Annotated in this window: 21 protein-coding genes and 4 tRNA genes; 18 read left to right on the top strand and 7 right to left on the bottom strand. The window is 71.7% G+C overall.

All coding sequences use genetic code 11. The annotated features are described in order from the left end of the window. The first annotated feature begins 86 nt into the window (after positions 1-86). Complete coding sequence (htpX, locus tag FJK98_RS29080) at positions 87-965, top strand: zinc metalloprotease HtpX (RefSeq protein ID WP_145921771.1); 879 nt, start codon at positions 87-89, stop codon at positions 963-965. A 49-nt stretch (positions 966-1,014) separates the two neighbouring features. On the opposite strand, the gene FJK98_RS29075 is transcribed toward htpX, so the two are convergent. Together FJK98_RS29075 and FJK98_RS33410 are read right to left on the bottom strand one after the other, a co-directional pair. Next, positions 1,015-2,235, bottom strand: a complete 1,221-nt coding sequence (locus FJK98_RS29075) for an MFS transporter (protein ID WP_145921770.1) — start codon at positions 2,233-2,235, stop codon at positions 1,015-1,017. Further along, on the bottom strand, positions 2,235-2,372 hold the full coding sequence (locus FJK98_RS33410) for a hypothetical protein (RefSeq protein ID WP_168222568.1): 138 nt from the start codon (positions 2,370-2,372) through the stop codon (positions 2,235-2,237). The genes FJK98_RS29075 and FJK98_RS33410 overlap by 1 nt, the downstream gene beginning before the upstream one ends. A 188-nt stretch (positions 2,373-2,560) precedes the next feature. Here FJK98_RS33410 and FJK98_RS29070 point away from each other — a divergent pair, with 188 nt between their 5' ends. Continuing rightward, entirely contained in the window at positions 2,561-3,820 is a 1,260-nt protein-coding gene (locus FJK98_RS29070) for an MFS transporter (protein WP_145921769.1), read from the top strand. A 155-nt stretch (positions 3,821-3,975) separates the two neighbouring features. On the opposite strand, the gene FJK98_RS29065 is transcribed toward FJK98_RS29070, so the two are convergent. Continuing rightward, complete coding sequence (locus tag FJK98_RS29065; RefSeq protein ID WP_145921768.1) at positions 3,976-4,470, bottom strand: YajQ family cyclic di-GMP-binding protein; 495 nt, start codon at positions 4,468-4,470, stop codon at positions 3,976-3,978. 148 nt (positions 4,471-4,618) lie between these two features. Between FJK98_RS29065 and FJK98_RS29060 the strand changes: the two genes are divergently transcribed. After that, positions 4,619-4,702 (top strand) — tRNA-Tyr (locus FJK98_RS29060). Positions 4,703-4,739: 37 nt separating this feature from the next. On the opposite strand, the gene FJK98_RS29055 is transcribed toward FJK98_RS29060, so the two are convergent. After that, positions 4,740-5,696, bottom strand: a complete 957-nt coding sequence (locus FJK98_RS29055; RefSeq protein WP_145921767.1) for a protein phosphatase 2C domain-containing protein — start codon at positions 5,694-5,696, stop codon at positions 4,740-4,742. 126 nt (positions 5,697-5,822) lie between these two features. Further along, positions 5,823-6,725, bottom strand: coding sequence for a DMT family transporter (locus FJK98_RS29050; protein ID WP_205789266.1), 903 nt, complete (start codon positions 6,723-6,725; stop codon positions 5,823-5,825). Between the two features lie 301 nt (positions 6,726-7,026). Here FJK98_RS29050 and FJK98_RS29045 point away from each other — a divergent pair, with 301 nt between their 5' ends. After that, entirely contained in the window at positions 7,027-7,569 is a 543-nt protein-coding gene (locus FJK98_RS29045) for a DapH/DapD/GlmU-related protein (protein ID WP_145921765.1), read from the top strand. Positions 7,570-7,725: 156 nt separating this feature from the next. Here FJK98_RS29045 and FJK98_RS29040 read toward each other — a convergent pair whose 3' ends face one another. Beyond that, positions 7,726-8,193, bottom strand: a complete 468-nt coding sequence (locus FJK98_RS29040; protein WP_194822721.1) for a hypothetical protein — start codon at positions 8,191-8,193, stop codon at positions 7,726-7,728. A gap of 45 nt (positions 8,194-8,238) precedes the next feature. Continuing rightward, complete coding sequence (locus FJK98_RS29035) at positions 8,239-8,742, bottom strand: GyrI-like domain-containing protein (RefSeq protein WP_145921763.1); 504 nt, start codon at positions 8,740-8,742, stop codon at positions 8,239-8,241. Positions 8,743-9,222: 480 nt separating this feature from the next. Here FJK98_RS29035 and FJK98_RS33405 point away from each other — a divergent pair, with 480 nt between their 5' ends. The 14 genes from FJK98_RS33405 (at position 9,223) to FJK98_RS28970 (ending at position 18,108) form a co-directional block, all read left to right on the top strand. After that, positions 9,223-9,369, top strand: coding sequence for a hypothetical protein (locus FJK98_RS33405; protein ID WP_168222567.1), 147 nt, complete (start codon positions 9,223-9,225; stop codon positions 9,367-9,369). 63 nt (positions 9,370-9,432) lie between these two features. Beyond that, positions 9,433-11,952 (top strand): bifunctional diguanylate cyclase/phosphodiesterase, encoded by a 2,520-nt coding sequence (locus tag FJK98_RS29030; RefSeq protein ID WP_145921762.1) that lies wholly within the window; start codon positions 9,433-9,435, stop codon positions 11,950-11,952. Positions 11,953-12,048: 96 nt separating this feature from the next. Continuing rightward, positions 12,049-12,121: transfer RNA gene (locus tag FJK98_RS29025), tRNA-Thr, on the top strand. A 26-nt stretch (positions 12,122-12,147) separates the two neighbouring features. After that, positions 12,148-12,220, top strand: a tRNA-Met gene (locus FJK98_RS29020). A 132-nt stretch (positions 12,221-12,352) separates the two neighbouring features. Beyond that, the gene (gene rpmG / locus FJK98_RS29015; RefSeq protein ID WP_067301359.1) at positions 12,353-12,520 is read left to right on the top strand and encodes a 50S ribosomal protein L33; all 168 of its coding nucleotides are present in this window, start codon (positions 12,353-12,355) and stop codon (positions 12,518-12,520) included. Positions 12,521-12,653: 133 nt separating this feature from the next. Continuing rightward, positions 12,654-13,100 (top strand): MaoC family dehydratase N-terminal domain-containing protein, encoded by a 447-nt coding sequence (locus tag FJK98_RS29010; RefSeq protein WP_088644785.1) that lies wholly within the window; start codon positions 12,654-12,656, stop codon positions 13,098-13,100. Between the two features lies 1 nt (position 13,101). Then, entirely contained in the window at positions 13,102-13,494 is a 393-nt protein-coding gene (locus FJK98_RS29005; protein ID WP_145921761.1) for a MaoC family dehydratase, read from the top strand. A gap of 127 nt (positions 13,495-13,621) precedes the next feature. Further along, a tRNA-Trp gene (locus FJK98_RS29000) sits at positions 13,622-13,694 on the top strand. A 213-nt stretch (positions 13,695-13,907) separates the two neighbouring features. Further along, positions 13,908-14,327, top strand: a complete 420-nt coding sequence (gene secE / locus FJK98_RS28995) for a preprotein translocase subunit SecE (RefSeq protein ID WP_145921760.1) — start codon at positions 13,908-13,910, stop codon at positions 14,325-14,327. A 38-nt stretch (positions 14,328-14,365) separates the two neighbouring features. Continuing rightward, entirely contained in the window at positions 14,366-15,088 is a 723-nt protein-coding gene (nusG, locus tag FJK98_RS28990) for a transcription termination/antitermination protein NusG (protein ID WP_088644788.1), read from the top strand. A gap of 186 nt (positions 15,089-15,274) precedes the next feature. Further along, on the top strand, positions 15,275-15,706 hold the full coding sequence (gene rplK, locus FJK98_RS28985; protein WP_088644789.1) for a 50S ribosomal protein L11: 432 nt from the start codon (positions 15,275-15,277) through the stop codon (positions 15,704-15,706). A gap of 80 nt (positions 15,707-15,786) precedes the next feature. After that, on the top strand, positions 15,787-16,503 hold the full coding sequence (gene rplA, locus FJK98_RS28980) for a 50S ribosomal protein L1 (protein ID WP_145921759.1): 717 nt from the start codon (positions 15,787-15,789) through the stop codon (positions 16,501-16,503). Positions 16,504-16,585: 82 nt separating this feature from the next. Beyond that, positions 16,586-17,425, top strand: a complete 840-nt coding sequence (locus tag FJK98_RS28975; RefSeq protein ID WP_145921758.1) for an ATP-binding cassette domain-containing protein — start codon at positions 16,586-16,588, stop codon at positions 17,423-17,425. Beyond that, entirely contained in the window at positions 17,422-18,108 is a 687-nt protein-coding gene (locus FJK98_RS28970; protein ID WP_145921757.1) for a hypothetical protein, read from the top strand. Before FJK98_RS28975 ends, FJK98_RS28970 begins: the two co-directional genes overlap by 4 nt. Positions 18,109-18,224 lie beyond the last annotated feature (116 nt).

Below are 18,224 nucleotides of genomic sequence, written 5' to 3'. Positions count from 1 at the left end.
CAGTCATGAGCTGGATGGTTGACGGGTACCGGTGACGTTGTACCGGTCAGCGGGTCCCGCGCGACCCGCGCACCGAAGGAGCGATCGTGCATCACAACCGCCTGAAGACCGCAGCGCTGCTGGGCCTGCTGACCTCGCTGATCCTCGCGGTCGGCTACTGGTTCGGTGGGAGCGGCGGCCTCGTCGTCGCCGTCGTCGTCTCGTTGCTGATGAACGGCGTGACCTACTTCTTCTCCGACAAGCTCGCGTTGCGCTCGATGCGGGCGCAACCGGTCAGTGAGGCCCAGTTCCCCGAGCTGTACCGGATGGTCCGTGAGCTGGCCACCGAGGCCCGGCAGCCGATGCCCCGGCTGTACGTGAGCCCCACTTCGCAGCCCAACGCGTTCGCGACCGGTCGTAACCCGGCCAACGCGGCGGTCTGCGTCACCCAGGGGATCACCGAGATCCTCGACTACCGCGAGCTGCGCGGGGTGATCGGCCACGAGCTGTCCCACGTCTACAACCGGGACATCCTGATCTCCAGCGTGGCGGCCGGCCTGGCCGGCATCATCACCATGCTGGCGAACCTGGCGTTCTTCATCCCGCTGGGCGGCAGCAACGACGAGGACGGCCCGAACCCGGCCGTGCTGCTGCTCACCATCATCCTCGGCCCGATCGCGGCCACCGTGATCCAGTTGGCGATCAGCCGGAGCCGGGAGTTCCAGGCCGACGCCTCGGGCGCGCAGCTCACCCGGGACCCGTTGGCCCTGGCCAGCGCCCTCCGCAAGATCCACCTGGGGACCCAGGCCCGGCCGCTGCCGGCCCAGGGCCAGCTCACCAGCACCGCCCACCTGATGATCGACAACCCGTTCAAGCGGGGTGGCGGCATCGCCGCGCTCTTCTCCACCCACCCCCGGATGGAGGAGCGGGTGGCCCGGCTGGAGCAGATGGCCCGCAACACCGGCCCGGTGCAGTTCCAGCGCTGACGGCGACACCGACCGCGCCCGCATCCACCCGGACGCGGGCGCGGTCGGGTCAGGGGGTCGGGCCGGTCGGCTGCGGGCCCACGTCGGCGGGCAACCGGTCGGGGCGGGTCAGCAGCACCACGACCAGCAGCAGCACCCCGGCCAGCAGGTAGGCCAGGGCCGGCCCGAACAGCGCGGCGGCCGACCCGAGCAGGAAGATCCCGCAGCCGGCGACGACGATGTTGGCGGCCACGATGGTCGCCTCCACCTGCCCCATCCGTTCCACCGGGGCCAGCCGGGCAAAGGTGGCCTGCGCGCCGATCAGCCACCCGCCGCCCGCGCCGATCAGCGCGTTGGCGCAGGCCAGAGCCCACACCGGGGCGTGCGTGGCGACCAGCAGGGCGGCCAGCAGCAGCGCACCGGCCAGAGCGGCGGCCACGGTGACCTGCCCGGCCAACCGGCCCAGCCAGGTGCCCCGCCCCAGCACCAGCACGAAGACCGCGCCGCCCAGCGCCGACGAGGCCAGCACCACCGGCCGCCAGGCCCCGGCGGCGAGGTTCGGGGCGAGGGTCTCCGGCAGCGCGCCGGAGAGCACCGTGGCGAGGGTGAGCAGGGCCACACCCCGCAGCACCGGGTGCCCGGCGATGGTCCGCAGGCCGGCGGTGGCCGGCGGGCGCGGCCCGCGCCGCCGCTGCTGCCCGGTCGGCAGGCCGGCCAGCACCACCGCCGCGACGAGGAACGAGACCAGGTCGATCAGGAGCGCCACCCGGGGGCCGAGCGCCACGGTGATGCTCGCCCCCGCCAGCAACCCCACCACCTGGCCGACCTGGTTGGCGAAGGCGGACAGGCCGAACAGCGGCAGCCGCAGCGGGGCGTCCACCGACTCGGCGGCGACCGCCACGTTGACGCTGGAGTAGGCGGCCCGGACCGCGCCGAGCAGGCCGGCCGCGACGATCGCCGGCACCGGCCGGGGCACCGCGAGGGGGACCGCGATCAGCACCGCGCCGGCCACCGAGAGCCAGACCAGCAGGGTACGGCGGGCCGGCACGTCCAACCAGCCGCTGAACACCGTGGCGACCAGCAGGGCGGGCAGGGCGCGGGCGGCGTACACGGCGGCCGGCCCGAGGACCGACTGCGTCTGGTCGTACGCGAGCAGCAGCAGCGCGGCCAGCCCCACGAAGTCGCCCAACTCGGAGATCCCCCGGGCGGTGACCAGGCGGGAGGCGACCGGATGCCGGAACAGGGCCAGGTAACCGGGGGGCGGTGAGAGCCGCTCGTCGGCGTCGGTCATCAGGTCGTCGGGTTCGCTTCCTCGACCCCGTTCTGCTGGTGACGGGTGCTCTGCTGGAGCACGGGGGAAGCTGCCCGGCGGCGGCTGCCCCGGGACGCCGGGCCGGGCCGGCGGCGTTCGGTCGTCGTGCCGACCATTGGACCTCCTACGACATCGGGGGCGATCCAGCGGTGTATGTATCTGGGTCGATCAGCAAGCTACCCTCTCGCCGCCACCGGGTCAGCGGCCCCGGGTGTGAGTGAATCGACCATTCCCGGAGCGACCTGCGGCGTTAGGGTCTACAGGGTTCTGAGTCGTTACCTGATCGTCTCCTGGGAGGTCTGCCGTGTCCGCACTGCGCCAGTACCTGGGCGTCTGGCGGATTCCCGGCGCCCCGCTGCTGCTGCTCCTCGGTGTCGTCGGCCGGCTCGGCATCGGCATGACACCGTTGGCGTTGCTGCTGGTCGTGGAGCAGGTCACCGGCCGGTACTCCCTCGCCGCCGTGGCCGGCGGCATCTACGCGCTGTCCGGTGCCGCGCTCAGCCCGGTCGCCGGCCGGATCGCCGACCGGGTCGGACCCACCCCGGTGCTGCTGACCACCGCCGTGGCGCACCCGCTGGCCCTGTTCGCGCTGCTCGGGGCCAGCCGCGCCGAGAACGCCGACCTGCGCCTGATCTACCTGGCCGCCGGGGTGGCCGGGGCCACCTACCCGCCGCTGACCGCCGCCATCCGGGGCGCGTGGAACGAACTGACCGGCCCGACCACCGGCCGCTACCCGCTGCGCAACACCGCGCTGGCCGCCGAGACGTCGCTCTTCGAGGTGGTCTTCGTGCTCGGCCCGCTGCTGGTGGCCGGCTTCGTCCTGCTCGCCGACGCCGCCGCCGCACTGGTCGGCGCGGCCGTGGTGACCCTGGTCGGCACCGCCGGGGTGGCGCTGGGGCGGGTGATGCGCGGCTGGCGGCCCCACGCCCGGGAGCACCACGCCCGGGGGCTCGGCCCGCTGCGGGTGGGCGGCTTCCCGGCGCTGCTGATCTGCGTGGCGAGCCTCGGCATCGCGTTCGGCGCAGCCGGGGTGATCGTGCCGGCGTTCGCCGGCAACCAGCCCACCGGCGACCCGGAGAGCCTGGCCGGCCTGCTGCTCGCCGTCTGGGGGGTGGGCAGCGCCATGGGCGGTTTCTGGTTCGGGGTACGCCGCCCGGCGGCCAACATGACCCGCCAGTTCGCCTGGCTGCTCGCGGCGGTGGCCGGCACCCTGGCGATCTTCGCGGTGATGCCCGGCCCGGTGTCCCTCGGCATCGCCCTGGTGATCGGCGGGGCCACCATCGCCCCCGCGCTGACCCTGGAGAACACCCTGGTCGGGCGGATCACCCCGACGGGCATGCTCAACGAGGCGTACACCTGGGTGGTGACCATGTCGGTGGCGGCGAGCGCGGCCGGCGGCGCGGTCGCCGGCCTGATCGTCGACCACGCCGGCGGAGTGCCCTGGGCGTTCCTGTTCGCCGCCGGTGCGGTCGGCGTCGGGGCCGGGGTCGCGGCGCTGCCCGGTGGCCCGATCGCCCGCGCCGAGGCCACCGCCACCCGCGCCGAACACCCCGTCACGGTCTGACCGCACCCCCTCGGGGTACGCGGCGTCGCGGTCTTCCGGGGTGTCCGCCTGCCCTCTTCCGGGGTGCGTGCGCGGCCGTCGGTCCGGGTGCGTGCGTCGGGCGGTCGTCCCCGTCGGGGGACGACCGCCCGGGTGGGTGGTGTCTGCCTACCGGGTCAGCGGTAGTTGGTGAACTGGAGGGCCACCCCGAAGTCCTCGCCCTTGAGCAGCGAGATGACGGCCTGGAGGTCGTCCCTCTTCTTGCCGGTGACCCGGAGCTGGTCGCCCTGGATCTGCGCCTGGACGCCCTTCGGGCCCTCGTCGCGGATCTTCTTGCTGATCGCCTTGGCCTTGTCCGACTCGATGCCCTGGATCACCTTGGCGTCGATCTTGTAGACCTTGCCCGAGGCACGGGGGTCACCGGCGTCCAGGGACTTCAGCGAGATGTTCCGCTTGACCAGCTTCTCCTTGAACACGTCGAGCGCGGCGCTGACCCGCTCCTCGGTCTCGGCCTGGAGGCTGATCGCCTCCTCACCCGACCAGGAGATCTCGGCGCCGGTGCCACGGAAGTCGAACCGCTGGGCAAGCTCCTTCTCCGTCTGGCGGAGGGCGTTGTCGACCTCCTGCCGGTCGACCTTGCTCACGATGTCGAACGACGGGTTCGCTGCCATGCTGATGCTCCTGCTTGTCCGGCGGTCTGTCAGGGTCGTCGCGGTGCTGACCAGCCCCACGACTCTCTGACGGTACCCGGTTGCCACGCCCCCGGGGGCGACCGCTATCCTTGCTCCGCTGCCGCGTTGCGACGCGGCGGTGTGCCCTGGCGGGTTGCCCGAGCGGCCAATGGGAGCGGACTGTAAATCCGTCGCGAAAGCTACAGAGGTTCGAATCCTCTACCCGCCACCAGGTGCACAAAGCGGCCCCTGACCAGCACGATCGCCGGTCAGGGGCTTTCTTTGTCAGTCTCGCTTCCGTCCCACTCCGAGCGGTCGACCCGGCCACCTGCGTCGCATACGTGTCGCCGTTCGATCATGTTCGTCGCAGGAGTGAGGCCCGGTCCGGCGGGTGTCTGTCGGGCGGGGAACCGGGTGCACCAGGCCAGTGTGGCGTCGTCGTACGCCTTGGCGCGCGGCCACCTTCTGCCCTGCGGATCGCTGGCCTCCGCCGCCCGGACCCGCCGGATCACCTCGCCCGGCCCTTCCGCAGCGAGGAGCGCGAGCACTGCCGGCCAGTCCGCCAGGGCGAACTGGTCCACGATGCGGCTGGCCCCGTCACTGAGCAGGACGGCACCCCTGAGTTCCGAGACAGGCCGGCTCCCGGTCAGCGCTTCCGTCGCCGCCCCCGGGTCGTCGGCGGCGACCCAGAAGCCGCCGGGCCGATTGCGGTGGGCGCGGAGGGCTTCGATGTAGTCGCGGAGCGCCCGGTCGTGTTCGACCGTTCCGTTCGGGGCGGCGTCCATCGCGGCGCGGTAGCGGCTGCCGACGGCGTCCACCCGCCCATCGGTGATCACCTCGGGAACGTCCCCAGCATGGTCGAGGACCAGCACGGAGTCGGCGAGCGCGAGGTAGTCAGCGCGATCGTCGTCGATCCGAAGGATGGTGACGGTTGCTGACGGACTGCTCGGGTCACTGATGTCGCAGGTGTCCCGGTGCGCGTCGGCAACCTGCACGATCGCCTGACCGAGGATGGCGGTGAGGTCCTGACCGTCGCCGGCCGCCAGTTGGCCGAGCAGCGCCCCACCGAGCCGGCGGGTGTACCAGGCGACACCGTGCAGGCAGGTCGAGGTGGTGCCGGACAGGCCGGCACCGTCGAGCAGGACGACGGCATTCGGTACGGTCCCGGCGAAGTCCTCGTTGGGCTGGTCGGGTTTGGCCGCGCTGGTTGCCATGGTGACCTGCATCAGCGTCCTCCATGCCGTTCGGGAGCCGATGAACCGTGGCGTCGGTGACCGGCTTCGAGTCGGTGACCCGTGAGGCTGGGCAGGCCCATCCGGGTACAAGGATCGCCGGTCGATGTGACGTGGGGGTTATCCGATTTCGGTGGACCGTCGCCGGGTCAGGGTGACTCCGGCGAGCACCAGGGCGATCCCGGCCACGATCGCGGTCGTGACGGCCTCGCGGAGGATCACCCAACCGAGGAGCACGGCGACGACGGGCAGCAGGTAGGTGACCACCGACGCGGCGGTCGGCCCCTCGTCGTCGATGATGCGGTAGTTCAGGACGTAGGCGGCTCCGGTGCCGAGCACCCCGAGGACGAGCAGGCTCGCCACCGCGTCGGGCCGCCACACCGGCGACTCCAGGCCGGCGAACGGCAGCACCGGGACCAGCAGAACGGTGGCCGCGCCGAGCTGGGCCGCCGACAGCACGAGCGGCGGGATTCCGCGTCCGGACAGGTACCGGCCCATGTAGACGTAGCCGAGCCCGTAGCTGGCGGCTGCGGCGAGGCAGGCGAGGCCACCCCAACTGGCGATCTCGCTCGCGGACTCCCACGGCGAGAAGATGACCACGACGCCCAGGAACCCGAGGGCGAACCCGGCGGCCTTCCGCACGGTGACGGTCCGGTCGACGCCGACGAGGAAGGCCAGCAGCAGCGTCCACAGCGGCGTGGTCGCGTTCAGCACCCCCGCCACGTTGGACCCGATCGTCTCCTCGGCGACGCTGAACAACAGGTACGGCACGGTGTTGGCGACCAGGGCGGCCACGAACAGGTGACCCCACAGCCTCCCTTGCCTCGGAAAGCGGAGTCCCCGGGACAGCGCGATCGGGGTCAGGACCAGGAAGCCGAGCAGGAGCCGGGTGAACACGATCTGCACCGGGTTGAAGCCCCGCAACGCGAGCTTGATCCAGAGAAAGCCGGAACCCCACAGCAGCGCGAGACCGGCCACCCGGGCGATACCCGCCCGGGTGACGCGCTGGCGGTCAGTCCTCAACGGGAATCCAGTCATGCAGGTTGTTCGCATCGGCGTGGGTCACGTGGATGGCTTACCTGATCGGAACGCCGGTGGGAAGCGCAGGAGCCGCGTTCTCGGCGGTGGCGTACAGGTGGTCCGCCGGTTTCCGCGTCATCGGATGGCGCTCGCAGAGGAACAGCGGCCGGTCTTGAGCAGGTCGACGGGAGTTCGACCCGGGCGGTCGGCCGATTCGGGCACCGGTGGGCCGGCCGGGGGAGGAGCGGTGAGGGGCGGCGGCCCGCAGTCGGCGCTCCCCGTGGGCGTCGGCGAGGATCGCGGGATGTCCGACGACCGCTTCATGCGTATCCACAGCCCCGAGTTCCAGGCGATGGCGGCGAGGGTGCTGCGGGCCACCGAGTTGACCTCCCGGCTGAACGTGCTGCCCTTCGACGACGAGGCCGGCCGGGCGGAGCTGTTGGCGCAACTTCTCGGCCGGCCACTGCCGGCGCGGGTGACGATCTATCCGCCGTTCTACACCGATCACGGCCTCAATCTGGAGATCGCGGAGCGGGTGTTCATCAACCAGAACTGCACGTTCCTCGACTATGCCGGCATCCGGCTCGGCGAAGGCGTCATGATCGGCCCGAAGGCCACCTTCATCACCCTCGGTCACCCGGTCGACCCCGGGCAGCGGCGGGAGTGGCTGACCGGAGCGCCCATCGACGTGGCGGAGAACGTCTGGATCGGGGCCGGCGCGACGATCCTCCCCGGCGTCCGCATCGGCCGCGACGCCGTGGTGGCGGCCGGCGCGGTGGTCGCCGACGACATCCCGCCCGCCACCCTGGTCACCGGCCCCAAAGCGACGGTACGCCGCCAGTGGTGACCCCCACGCGTCTCGCCCGTGGGCCGATGTAGCGGTATCCAGGCTGGCCGGATACCGCTACATCGCCTCCCTTGAGTCGATCATGCGCCCGCCCGCTCCGCGCCCCACGTCGGGCTCAGGTCGGGCTGGTCACATGCCTCGGCGACGTCGGTTCGGTCAGCGGCCGTCGCGGCCGGGTCGTGCCGACTCCGGCGTGGCCTCGTGGCCGGGCATGCCGTGGGTACGCCGCCGCTGCTTCATCTCCGCCTCGTAAAGGTGCCGTCGGCCGTCGGCCAGCTTCTCCCGGGCGTACCGTTCGATCTCCTGGAACGTGGCGTAGTAGCCGTCGTCGAACTCCTCCACGATCTGGAACGTCCACCGGCCGGGCAGCAGGTTGCGCCCCAACAGCTCGTGCTCGACCCGGTCGGCCACCTCGTCGTGCCCGGCCCCGCGCAGCAACTCCACCACCTGGTCCAGGGTGAGGTCCGCGCCGCCGACGAGCTGGTGCGCGGAGTAGAGGTGCCCGCGCACCCGGTGGATCGTCTCCAACGCCTCACTCAGCTTGCCCAACGCCTCGACCGTCGCGTCGTCGACTCCCGTCGGCCGCGCGTGCTCCTCGTCGACCGCACCATGCTGACCTGCCATAACCCCCGACATACCCCCAAATCGCCCCAGCTATCCCGGTCCTGCTCAGTCCGCCAGGCGGAACGCCAGCTGTGTCTTCCACGTGTTCCGGTCCGGGTCGTCGTCCGGGCCGAGGTGGTAGATCTCCAGTCGGCAGCCCCAGCGCTCACCCGCGTCGGTGTCGCCGGCGTCCCAGCGCAACCCGTGGCGCTGGGCCCACTCCAGGAACGCCCCGGTCACCTCCACCAGTTCGTCGGGGTCACCGACGTGGGTGGTGGTGAGGTAGCGGCCGGCCGGCAGCACGCCGGTGCCCATGGGCGCCTCGACCGCGAGCTGCGCGCCGGCCGGCAGCGGCACGCCCGCCTCGACCTCCAGTTCCCGCGCCATGTCGATCACGTGGTAGCGCAGGAAGTCCGGGCCGGCCGGGGTGATCCCCCGCGCGGTCAGCCAGTCGGCCAGGTCGGACAGGGCGGCTGCGGCGTCGCCGATGGTCGCCATGGTCACCGTACGTCTGATCCCCAGGTACGGCTGGGCCGCCCGCTGCTCGATCACCGGTGTCTGCGATGTCATGGATTCACGACAGCATCGGGGTACGACATCGCGGGGTCCGACCGCCTCTGGCGGGTGTTTCGCCTGCTCGCGCCGGCTCGCCACCGTACGCGCGTTTTGTCGTTGATCTGGTGCGGAGTCCGTCGACTCCCGACAGGCCGCTTCCGTACCTGACGAAATGAGCTATGGTGATCGATGTGACGGTTCCGGGAGCAGTCGTCGCGACCTTCGAATGCGACGGTCACCCTGCCGCCCGGAGAGCGGCCCTGCGCCGTTAAGATCGGGTTTGCGTCGATAGTGACATTGGGCGATTCGTGGAGGCAGTTACCCGTCCTGGTGCCGCTGATCTGGCACGGGGAGGTGACGGTGGTGGGCCGAACGGCGGAACCTCTCCGCTGCTCGGACCAGCGCCGCTCTCCCCGCTTTTCTGGGTACCCGAGGTGTGGCACGATCGTGGAACCTCCACCATCCCCCGTGAACACTCTCTCGACAGGAGCAATCATGTCTGGTCGAAGGCTGGGCCGGCTGTTTGGCTCGCTCCTCGTGCTCGCCACCATCCTGGGTGGACTCGCCGTCACCGGCGTCCAGTCCATCGACGGCGGCGCGCAAATGGCGGACGTCGTCTGGACGATGGGCGGCGCGCGCTAAGCCCCCGCGTCGTCCCCGCTCCCGGTGTCCTGGGGGTGACGTCTCTCAGGGAGAGGGTGGCGCATGGCCAGCCGAGATCAGCGGCGTAAGTCCACCGAACGCGCCTGGTTCATCACCGCCCCCCTGGCCCTGCTGGCCATCGTCTTCAGCACCGCGATCGGTGTCCTGCGGCCCGAGTTCGGGAAGTGGGGCCTGGCGTTCGTCCTCTTCGTGGCGATGACGGGGATCAGCATCCCGGTCCTCAACGTGATAGTCCGGCGGCAGTCGGTCGGGGTGACGTTGACCGAGGTGCCCCTCGTCGTCGCGCTCTTCTTCCTGCCTCCGCTGACGGTGGTGCTGATCTACACGCTCTCCGTGCTGATCTGGAGCGCGTCACACCGGTTCGCCCCGGCCAAGCTGTGGTTCAACGTCGCGAAGGCGGCGGCGGCCACCTCGTTGGCCGGGCTGCTGCTGCTGGCCCTGCCCCCGCTGGAGGGGGTGGGGCCGGGCACCTGGGGCATCCTGTTCCTGGCGGTCAACACCATCACCCTGGTCAGCCTGCTTTCGGTGGCCGGGGTGCACGTGCTGCTCCAGGGCTGGCAGGCCGGCCGGGAGGCGCTGCGTACCGCGCCCTCGGTCTTCCTCACCACCTCGATCAACGCCTCGGTCGGCCTGCTCGTCCTGATCGCGTTGAAGACCACCTGGTGGTCGGTGCTGCTGCTGGCCGCGTTGTTCGCGGCGTTGTTCCAGGTCTACCGCTCCTACTCGCAGTTCTTCCGGCAGCACCGCACCCTGACCGGCATGTACGACCTCACCCGGTTGCTCACCAACAGCGCCGAGGGGGCGCTCGCCGACATCCTCCTCGACCGGGTGCGGGCCCTGATGCAGGCCGAGTACGCCACCCTGTGGCTGCCCGCCCAGCGCCGGCACCCCGAGGTGCTGCTGACCGCCCGGGTCGACACCCCGGGCCTGCTGGACTTCGCGCCCACCCCGACGGTCTTCCGGGAACAGGCCCGCGAGCTGGGCAAGACGCTGTCCATCGGGCGGCTGCTCGGCGACGACACGGCGTTGCGCCGGGAGGTCGGCGCGCAGCAGGTCAAGGACGCCATCGTGGTGCCGCTGCGGTCCGGTCAGGCGGTGATCGGCACCCTGGAGGTCACCAACCGGCTCAGCGACATCGGCCACTTCACCACGAGCGACATCCCCGTCTTCGAGACCGTGGCCGCGCACGCCGCGGTCGCCCTGGAGAACTCCCGGCTGGTCGACCGGCTGCGCCACGACGCCTACCACGACGCGCTGACCACGCTGCCCAACCGGCGGCGGATCACCGCCGCGCTGGCCGAGGCGGTCAAGATCCGGGCGCCCGGCGAGGTGGTCGCCGTGCTCCTCTTCGACGTCGACGGCCTGCGCCAGGTCAACGAGTCGCTGGGGCACGCGGCGGGGGACAAGGTCCTCGTCGAGGTGGCCGAGCGGCTGCGCGCCTGCGCCCCCTCGTCGGCGCTGGTGGGTCGGGCCGGCGGGGACGAGTTCCTGGTGACGCTGCGGCTGGAGAACGCCGAGGCGGCCCTCGAACTGGCCGCCCAGCTCCGTGAGCAGATCCGCGACGAGATGGTCTTCGACGCGCTCACCCTCGACGTGGACACCGCGGTCGGGGTGGCGGTGCATCCCGACCATGGCAGCGACGCCGCCGTGTTGTTGCAACGGGTCGACCTGGCTGCCACCGCGGCCAAGGCGGTGCCGGGCAGCGTGCAGTTGTTCAACCCGGCGCTGGAGTCGCGGTCGCTGCGCCGCCTCGGGCTCGCCGGTGACCTGCGCCGTGCTCTCGACGAGGGGGAGCTGGAGGTCTACTTCCAGCCGAAGGTGACCCTGCGGGACCGCCGTCTGCTCGGGGTGGAGTGCCTGGCCCGCTGGGAGCACCCGGCGCACGGCACGGTTTCCCCGGAGGACTTCGTCGCGGTCGCCGAGCACACCGGGCAGCTGGGGCGGCTCACCGAGTTCGTCCTCCGTGAGGGGCTGCGCCGCAGCCGGGACTGGAGCCGCACCGGGCAGCCGCTGGCGGTGGCGGTCAACATCGCCGCCCGTTCGTTGACCGACCGGCACTTCCCGGACCGGGTCGGTGAGCTGCTGGCCGAGTACGACGTCCCGCCGCAGCTGCTGACCGTCGAGATCCCGGAGGCGGCGGTCCTGGACGGCACCGAGCGGCCGATCCCCACCCTGCGCCGGCTGCGGGACCTCGGCGTCCGGCTGGCGGTGGACGACTTCGGCACGGGCAACTCGTCGCTGGCCCAGCTACGCCGGTTGCCGGTGCACGAGGTGAAGGTGGACCGGTCGTTCGTGCAGGGGATGGCGACCGACCCGGGGGACCTGGCGATCGTGAACGCGGTGGTGTCGCTCTCCCAGCAGTTCGGCCTGGCGGTGGTGGCCGAGGGGGTGGAGAGCGAGCTGACCCTCGAACTGCTCCAGGACATCGGCTGCGAGATCGGGCAGGGTTTCCTGTTCAGCCGTCCGCTGCCGTACGAGCGGCTGGAGGCCTGGTTCGGTGCCCAGACCGACCAGGAGGCGATCGACCCGGACGCGCTGCCGAGGCTCCGCGTCGTGCCCTGAGCTGCGGCGACGCGGGACAGAGGGATCCCATTTCACCCCCGGCGCGGTGCCGTGTAATGTATCCCCTGCGCGACGCCCTCCGGGGTGATCGGGTAGGCCCCCTTAGCTCAGTCGGCAGAGCGTCTCCATGGTAAGGAGAAGGTCTACGGTTCGATTCCGTAAGGGGGCTCAGAGGGTCCGGCTGGACCCGCCTGCGGCGGTGTAGCTCAGATGGCAGAGCAAGCGGCTCATAATCGCTGTGTCGCCGGTTCAAGTCCGGCCACCGCTACTCTCGTCCTCCGGGCTCATCCCCGGTGGTCGGTGGGACGGGCGCCACTGGCGCCCGCTTTGCATGTCCAGGCGTTGTCCGCGTAGGCTGATGCGCTGTAGTTGATATCCGTAGCGAGGAAGGCACTCCGCCGTGGCGAAGGCGACCGATGTCCGGCCGAAGATCACTTTGGCGTGTGTGGAGTGCAAGGAGCGCAACTACATCACGCGCAAGAACCGCCGCAACGACCCGGACCGCATCGAGCTGAAGAAGTTCTGCCCCCGGGACGGCAAGCACACGATCCACCGCGAGACCCGCTGACCTGCGGCCGGCAGTAGGCCGGCCCGGTCCGTAGCGCTTCACCCCGGACGCCGATCCGAAGGGCTGGCGCGGCCTTTCACGGTCGCCCGCCCGTACGGGTCGGCGTTCGTGCGTCCCGTGTAGGTTCGGCGGCATGTCCCTGGACCCGTCCTTCGTCGGCCGGACGTACCCGCCGACCGCCCCCTACCAGGTGGGCCGAGAAAAGATCCGCGAGTTCGCCACCGCCATCGGCGCCACCGACCCGGCCCACCACGATCCGGCGGCGGCCCGTGCGCTCGGCCACCCGGACGTGGTCGCCCCGCCCACCTTCCCGGTCCTGATCACCATGGCCGCCAGCCAGCAGATCGTCGACGATCCGGCGCTCGGGGTCGACTACAGCCGGGTGGTGCACGGCGACCAGCGGTTCGCCTACACCCGGCCGGTGGTGGCCGGGGACGAGTTGGTCTGTGTGAACACCATCGAGGAGATCAGCTCCCGCAGCGGGCACGGCTTCCTCACCACCCGCACCGACGTGACCACCGTGGCCGGTGAGCCGGTGGTCGCCGTCTGGTCCAAGCTCGTCGTCCGTGGGGAGTCCTGACGTGGAACTGTCGACCCGTACGTTCCGGGTGACCCGGGCGGACCTGGTCCGCTACGCGGGCGCCTCGGGGGACTTCAACCCGATCCACTGGAGCGACCGGACCGCCACGAAGGTGGGGCTGCCCGGGGTGATCGCCCACGGCATGTTCACCATGGCGTTGGTCGGTCGGGCGGTCACCGAGTGGGCCGGCGCGCCCGACGCGGTGGTCGAGTTCGGGGTGCGGTTCACCCGGCCGGTGGTCGTTCCGGACGACGACGAGGGCACCGAGATCACCGTCGACGCGGTGGTCAAGGAGGTCACCGAAGCCGGTCTGACCAGGCTCGATGTGACCGCGCGGTGCGGCGGCGAGAAGGTCCTGTCGCAGGCGCGGGCGATCGTGCGGACGGCCGGCTGACAGGTCGTCGGAACGGACCGGGCGGGACCGGTTGGGAAAGTCGGGGCGCTACCCGTACACTGGTCCGCCGTGGGGCAAGTGACCCCTGCTCGGCCGTGCAGGCCGGGTGGGGCGAGCGTTGCCGCACAGGGGTGTAGCTCAATTGGCAGAGCAGCGGTCTCCAAAACCGCAGGCTGCAGGTTCAAGTCCTGTCACCCCTGCGCCTCAGGCCTGACCGTTCCCGTGGGTCGCGCCGCCGCAAGGCGGCGTCCGGCCCGTGGTGGTGGCATCGGCGGGGTGGCTTCGAGGCGACTCGGGGCCCTTCGTCCGGTCCGCCGGCCGCGGCCCGTCGCGGGACGGTTGGTCCGGCCGGCGTGACCAGCGCCGCGTACGCCTCCCGGCGTACGAACCGACATCCCGCGACGGAGGGCGAAGTGGCCGAGAGCAAGCGGCGCGGCGAGGACGCCGGCGACGACGGTCTGCGCGACGAGCGTGACGAGGTCGTCGACGAGGTGACCGCCGACAGCGACGCCACCGACGACGACGCCACCGACGCGGACGAGCCGGTATCCCGGGGCGGTACCGCGACCCGGTCGCGGACCCGCGCGGGTGCCGCCGACAGCAAGTCGAAGACCCGCTCCGAGACCGACCGGGTGGGGCCGTTCGCCCGCATCGCGCGTTTCTTCCGCGAGGTCGTCGCCGAACTGCGTAAGGTCATCTGGCCGACCCGCAAGGAGCTGCTGACCTACACGGCCGTGGTGGTCACCTTCGTCGCGGTGATGCTGACCATCGTGGGCCTGCTCGACTTCGCCTTCGCGAAGGGCGTGCTGTGGGTCTTCGGCAGCCCCAGCTGACCGGCCGACTGAGCCGATAGTGACGGAAGTGAGCAAGCGTGCCTGAGTACGACGAGACCGCCGAGACCACGGACGACCAGTCCACGGTCGCGACGGCGGCGAGTGACGAGTCGGTCGAGGCCGCCAGCGAGCCGGAATTCCCGACCACGGAGCCGGAGCCGGACGAGGACTACGACCCGGTCGCCGAGCTGCGCCAGAAGCTGCGCTACGCGCCCGGCGACTGGTACGTGGTGCACTCGTACGCCGGTTACGAGAACAAGGTCAAGACCAACCTCGAGACCCGGATCACCTCCCTCGACATGGAGGAGTTCATCTACCAGGTCGAGGTGCCGACCCGGGAAGAGGTCGAGGTCAAGAACGGCAAGCGTTCCCAGATCCAGGCCAAGGTCTTCCCCGGCTACATCCTGGTCCGGATGGAGCTGACCGCCGAGTCCTACTCCTGCGTGCGCAACACGCCGGGGGTCACCGGGTTCGTGGGGGCCACCGACCGGGCCGACCGGCCGGCGCCGTTGAGCCTCGACGAGGTGCTCAAGTGGCTGGCCCCGGCGGTGGAGACCGAGCAGAAGAAGGCCAAGCCCGAGATCAAGGTCCTCGACTTCGAGGTGGGCGACTCGGTCACCGTCACCGACGGGGCGTTCGCCTCGCTGCCGGCGACGATCAGCGAGATCAACGCCGACCAGCAGAAGCTCAAGGTGCTGGTGTCGATCTTCGGCCGGGAGACCCCGGTCGAGCTGAACTTCAACCAGGTCGCCAAGATCTGACGTCGTTCCCGTCGCCGGCGGTGGGCCACGGCCTGCCGCCGGCGACGTCGTTCCGCCCCGGCGCGGACCTCGGCGCAGAGGGTCGCCGGGCGCTGCGCTACCCTTGAATGTCGTCGCTGTGGCACCGCGCTGACCGTGCGCGCCCGTGGCCGGCACCTTTCCCAGTTCCAAGCCCCAGGAAGTGACATGCCTCCGAAGAAGAAGCTCGTCAAGACGTTCACGCTTCAGCTGAAGGCGGGCCAGGCGACCCCGGCTCCGCCGGTGGGCCCCGCGCTCGGTCAGCACGGCGTGAACATCATGGAGTTCTGCAAGTCCTACAACGCGCAGACCGAGTCCCAGCGGGGCGACATCGTCCCCGCCGAGATCAGCGTCTACGAGGACCGCTCCTTCACCTTCGTCCTGAAGACCCCGCCCGCCGCCCGGCTGCTGCTCAAGGCCGCCGGCGTGGACAAGGGCTCCGGCGTGCCGCAGAGCCAGAAGGTCGGCTCGGTGAGCCAGGCCCAGGTGCGCGAGATCGCCGAGAAGAAGATGGTCGACCTCAACGCCAACGACATCGACCAGGCTGCGAAGATCATCGCCGGTACCGCCCGGTCGATGGGCATCGTCGTCAACGACTGACGTCCGTCAGTCCCCCAGACCAGTTCGTGGGAGGGCGCGCGTCGACCGCGGCCCGCCAGAGACCACAGGAGTAACCCGAGATGCAGCGCAGCAAGACGTACCGCAAGGCCGCCGAGGCCATCGACAAGTCGAAGCTCTACACCCCGGCCGAGGCGGTCAAGCTCGCCAAGGACACCACCAACGCCAAGTTCGACGCCACGGTCGAGGTCGCCATGCGCCTCGGCGTCGACCCCCGCAAGGCGGACCAGATGGTCCGTGGCGTGGTCAACCTGCCGCACGGCACCGGTAAGACCGCCCGCGTGATCGTCTTCGCCGCCGGCGCGAAGGCCGAGGAGGCCGTCGCCGCCGGTGCCGACGAGGTGGGCACGGACGAGCTGGTCGCCCGGATCCAGGGCGGCTGGCTGGACTTCGACGCGGCGATCGCCACGCCGGACCAGATGGCCAAGATCGGCCGGATCGCGCGGATCCTGGGCCCGCGCGGCCTGATGCCGAACCCGAAGACCGGCACGGTGACCATGGACGTCACCAAGGCCGTCTCGGACATCAAGGGCGGCAAGATCACCTTCCGGGTGGACAAGCACTCCAACCTCCACCTGATCATCGGCAAGGCCTCGTTCTCCGAGACCCAGCTGATCGACAACTACGCCGCGGTGCTGGACGAGGTGCTCCGCGCCAAGCCGTCCGCGGCCAAGGGCAAGTACCTCAAGAAGGTCACCCTGGCCACCACGATGGGCCCGGGCGTCCCGGTCGACCCGAACGTGGTGAAGAACCTCCAGGAGACCGCCGTCGAGGGCTGATCCCGACCGCTCCCGCGTAGGGGCCCCGCCACGGTCCGTGGCGGGGCCCCTGCCGTGTGTCGGGCTGTGGCAGGCTCACCCCATGCGACTGGAGGACATCCGGCTCCGGTACCGCCGGGGCGGCCCCTGGGTGCTGCGCGGCGTCACGGCCCGTCTCGATCCGGGCGAGGTGGCGGTGGTGCTCGGCCGCAACGGGGCCGGCAAGTCGACCCTGCTGCAACTCTGCGCCGGGGTGCTGCGTCCGGTCCGGGGCCGGGTGGTCGACCGTCCCCACCGGGTCGGCTGGGTGCCCGAGCGGTTCCCCGCCGACCAGCCGTTCACCGTGACCCGCTACCTGACCGCCATGGGCCGGGCCGCCGGCCTGGGCCGGGCCGGGGCCGACCGGGCCGTCGACAGGTGGACCGACCGGCTGGGCCTGGCCCCGTTCCGTTCGGTCCGCCTGCCCGACCTGTCCAAGGGCACCGCGCAGAAGGTCGGGCTGGCCCAGGCGATGCTGCGGACCCCCGGCCTGCTGGTCCTCGACGAGCCCTGGGAGGGGCTGGACTCCGCCGCCCGGGGCCTGGTCCCGGAACTGGTCGACGAGGTGCTGGCGGCCGGGGGAGCGGTCCTGGTCAGCGACCACCGGGGCGAGACGGTCCGGCTCCCCGGGGCCCGGCACTGGACGGTCGCCGACGGCCTGCTCACCGACGAGCCGGCCACCGGTGACGCGGCCGTCGCCGTGGTCGAGGTCGCGGTGCCGGCCGCGCGGGTGGCCGGCACCGTCGCCCGGTTGCGCGCCGACGGCCACCAGATCCTGCGGGTACGCGAACCCGCCGGCACGCCCCGGCGGGCGGCTGCGCCGCCGGCACCCGTCCCGCCCGCCGGGGCCGGGTCGACGGGTGACCCGGCGCGGGACGGCCGGTCGGGGGAGGTGGCCCGGTGAGCGCACTGGTCCGGATGCGGCTGGCCGGCTTCCTGCGTACCGGACGGGCGCTGGCGCCGCTGCTGGCCGGCCTGCTGGCCCTCGGCATCCTGTACGGCGGCGGCCGGGCCCGCCCGGCGGAGGCGTACGGCGTCAGCGCCGTGGTGCTCTTCCCGGTGCTGGCCTGGCAGACCAAGATCCTGCTGGACGTCGAGCCGGACGTGCAGCGCCGGCTGGCGCAGGTGCTGGTCGGCCCGGTCCGGGAACGGCTCGCCGGGTTGCTCGCGGCCGCGCTCGCCGGGGTGGGCACGGTGCTGGTGGCGCTGGTCTTTCCGTGGCCGTTCGGCGGGGTGGCCGCGCCTGGTCCGGGTGACCCGCCGGTGGTGGCGGCGCTGGCCCTCGGCCTGTGGGCGCACCTGCTCGCCCTGCTGCCCGCGGTGGCCCTGGGCGCCCTGGCCAGCCGGGCGCTCACCCGCAGCGCCGGGTACGGCGTCGCCGTGCTCGCCGTGGGCGCGGTGGGCACCCTCGCGCTGGGCCTGCGCGGCTCGGTGGCGCCCTGGCTGGTGCCGCCGGTGCTGGCCACCGCGCGGGCGCTCGCCGGCGGTGTGCCGGCCGGCACCGCGCTGCTCCTGTCGGTGTGGGCGTCGGCCTGGGCCGGGGTGGCGCTGGCCGGCTACGCCCGGTGGCGACGGGTCCGCCCGTGAGCGTTGCCGGCGGGCGATTTGGTGATGGCCGGGCCGTCGCGTAACCTGGTCCGGTAGTTCCACCCAGAGACCGCTGGTCACCGTGCCCCGGCACGGTCGAAGGTTCCGCGATGACG

The organism is Micromonospora sp. HM134 (genome assembly GCF_007833915.1).
Lineage (GTDB): Bacteria > Actinomycetota > Actinomycetes > Mycobacteriales > Micromonosporaceae > Micromonospora > Micromonospora wenchangensis.
This window is presented reverse-complemented; position numbering and strand designations above follow the sequence as displayed.

What these genes read in the sequence shown, in the direction of transcription:
- FJK98_RS29075 (WP_145921770.1), bottom strand. Translation starts at nt 2,235, where the DNA reads ATGACCGACGCCGACGAGCGGCTCTCACCGCCCCCCGGTTACCTGGCC.
- FJK98_RS33410 (WP_168222568.1), bottom strand. Translation starts at nt 2,372, where the DNA reads ATGGTCGGCACGACGACCGAACGCCGCCGGCCCGGCCCGGCGTCCCGG.
- FJK98_RS29065 (WP_145921768.1), bottom strand. Translation starts at nt 4,470, where the DNA reads ATGGCAGCGAACCCGTCGTTCGACATCGTGAGCAAGGTCGACCGGCAG.
- FJK98_RS29055 (WP_145921767.1), bottom strand. Translation starts at nt 5,696, where the DNA reads ATGCAGGTCACCATGGCAACCAGCGCGGCCAAACCCGACCAGCCCAAC.
- FJK98_RS29045 (WP_145921765.1), top strand. Translation starts at nt 7,027, where the DNA reads ATGTCCGACGACCGCTTCATGCGTATCCACAGCCCCGAGTTCCAGGCG.
- FJK98_RS29040 (WP_194822721.1), bottom strand. Translation starts at nt 8,193, where the DNA reads ATGGCAGGTCAGCATGGTGCGGTCGACGAGGAGCACGCGCGGCCGACG.
- FJK98_RS29035 (WP_145921763.1), bottom strand. Translation starts at nt 8,742, where the DNA reads ATGACATCGCAGACACCGGTGATCGAGCAGCGGGCGGCCCAGCCGTAC.
- FJK98_RS33405 (WP_168222567.1), top strand. Translation starts at nt 9,223, where the DNA reads ATGTCTGGTCGAAGGCTGGGCCGGCTGTTTGGCTCGCTCCTCGTGCTC.
- FJK98_RS29030 (WP_145921762.1), top strand. Translation starts at nt 9,433, where the DNA reads ATGGCCAGCCGAGATCAGCGGCGTAAGTCCACCGAACGCGCCTGGTTC.
- FJK98_RS29010 (WP_088644785.1), top strand. Translation starts at nt 12,654, where the DNA reads ATGTCCCTGGACCCGTCCTTCGTCGGCCGGACGTACCCGCCGACCGCC.
- rplK (WP_088644789.1), top strand. Translation starts at nt 15,275, where the DNA reads ATGCCTCCGAAGAAGAAGCTCGTCAAGACGTTCACGCTTCAGCTGAAG.
- rplA (WP_145921759.1), top strand. Translation starts at nt 15,787, where the DNA reads ATGCAGCGCAGCAAGACGTACCGCAAGGCCGCCGAGGCCATCGACAAG.
- FJK98_RS28975 (WP_145921758.1), top strand. Translation starts at nt 16,586, where the DNA reads ATGCGACTGGAGGACATCCGGCTCCGGTACCGCCGGGGCGGCCCCTGG.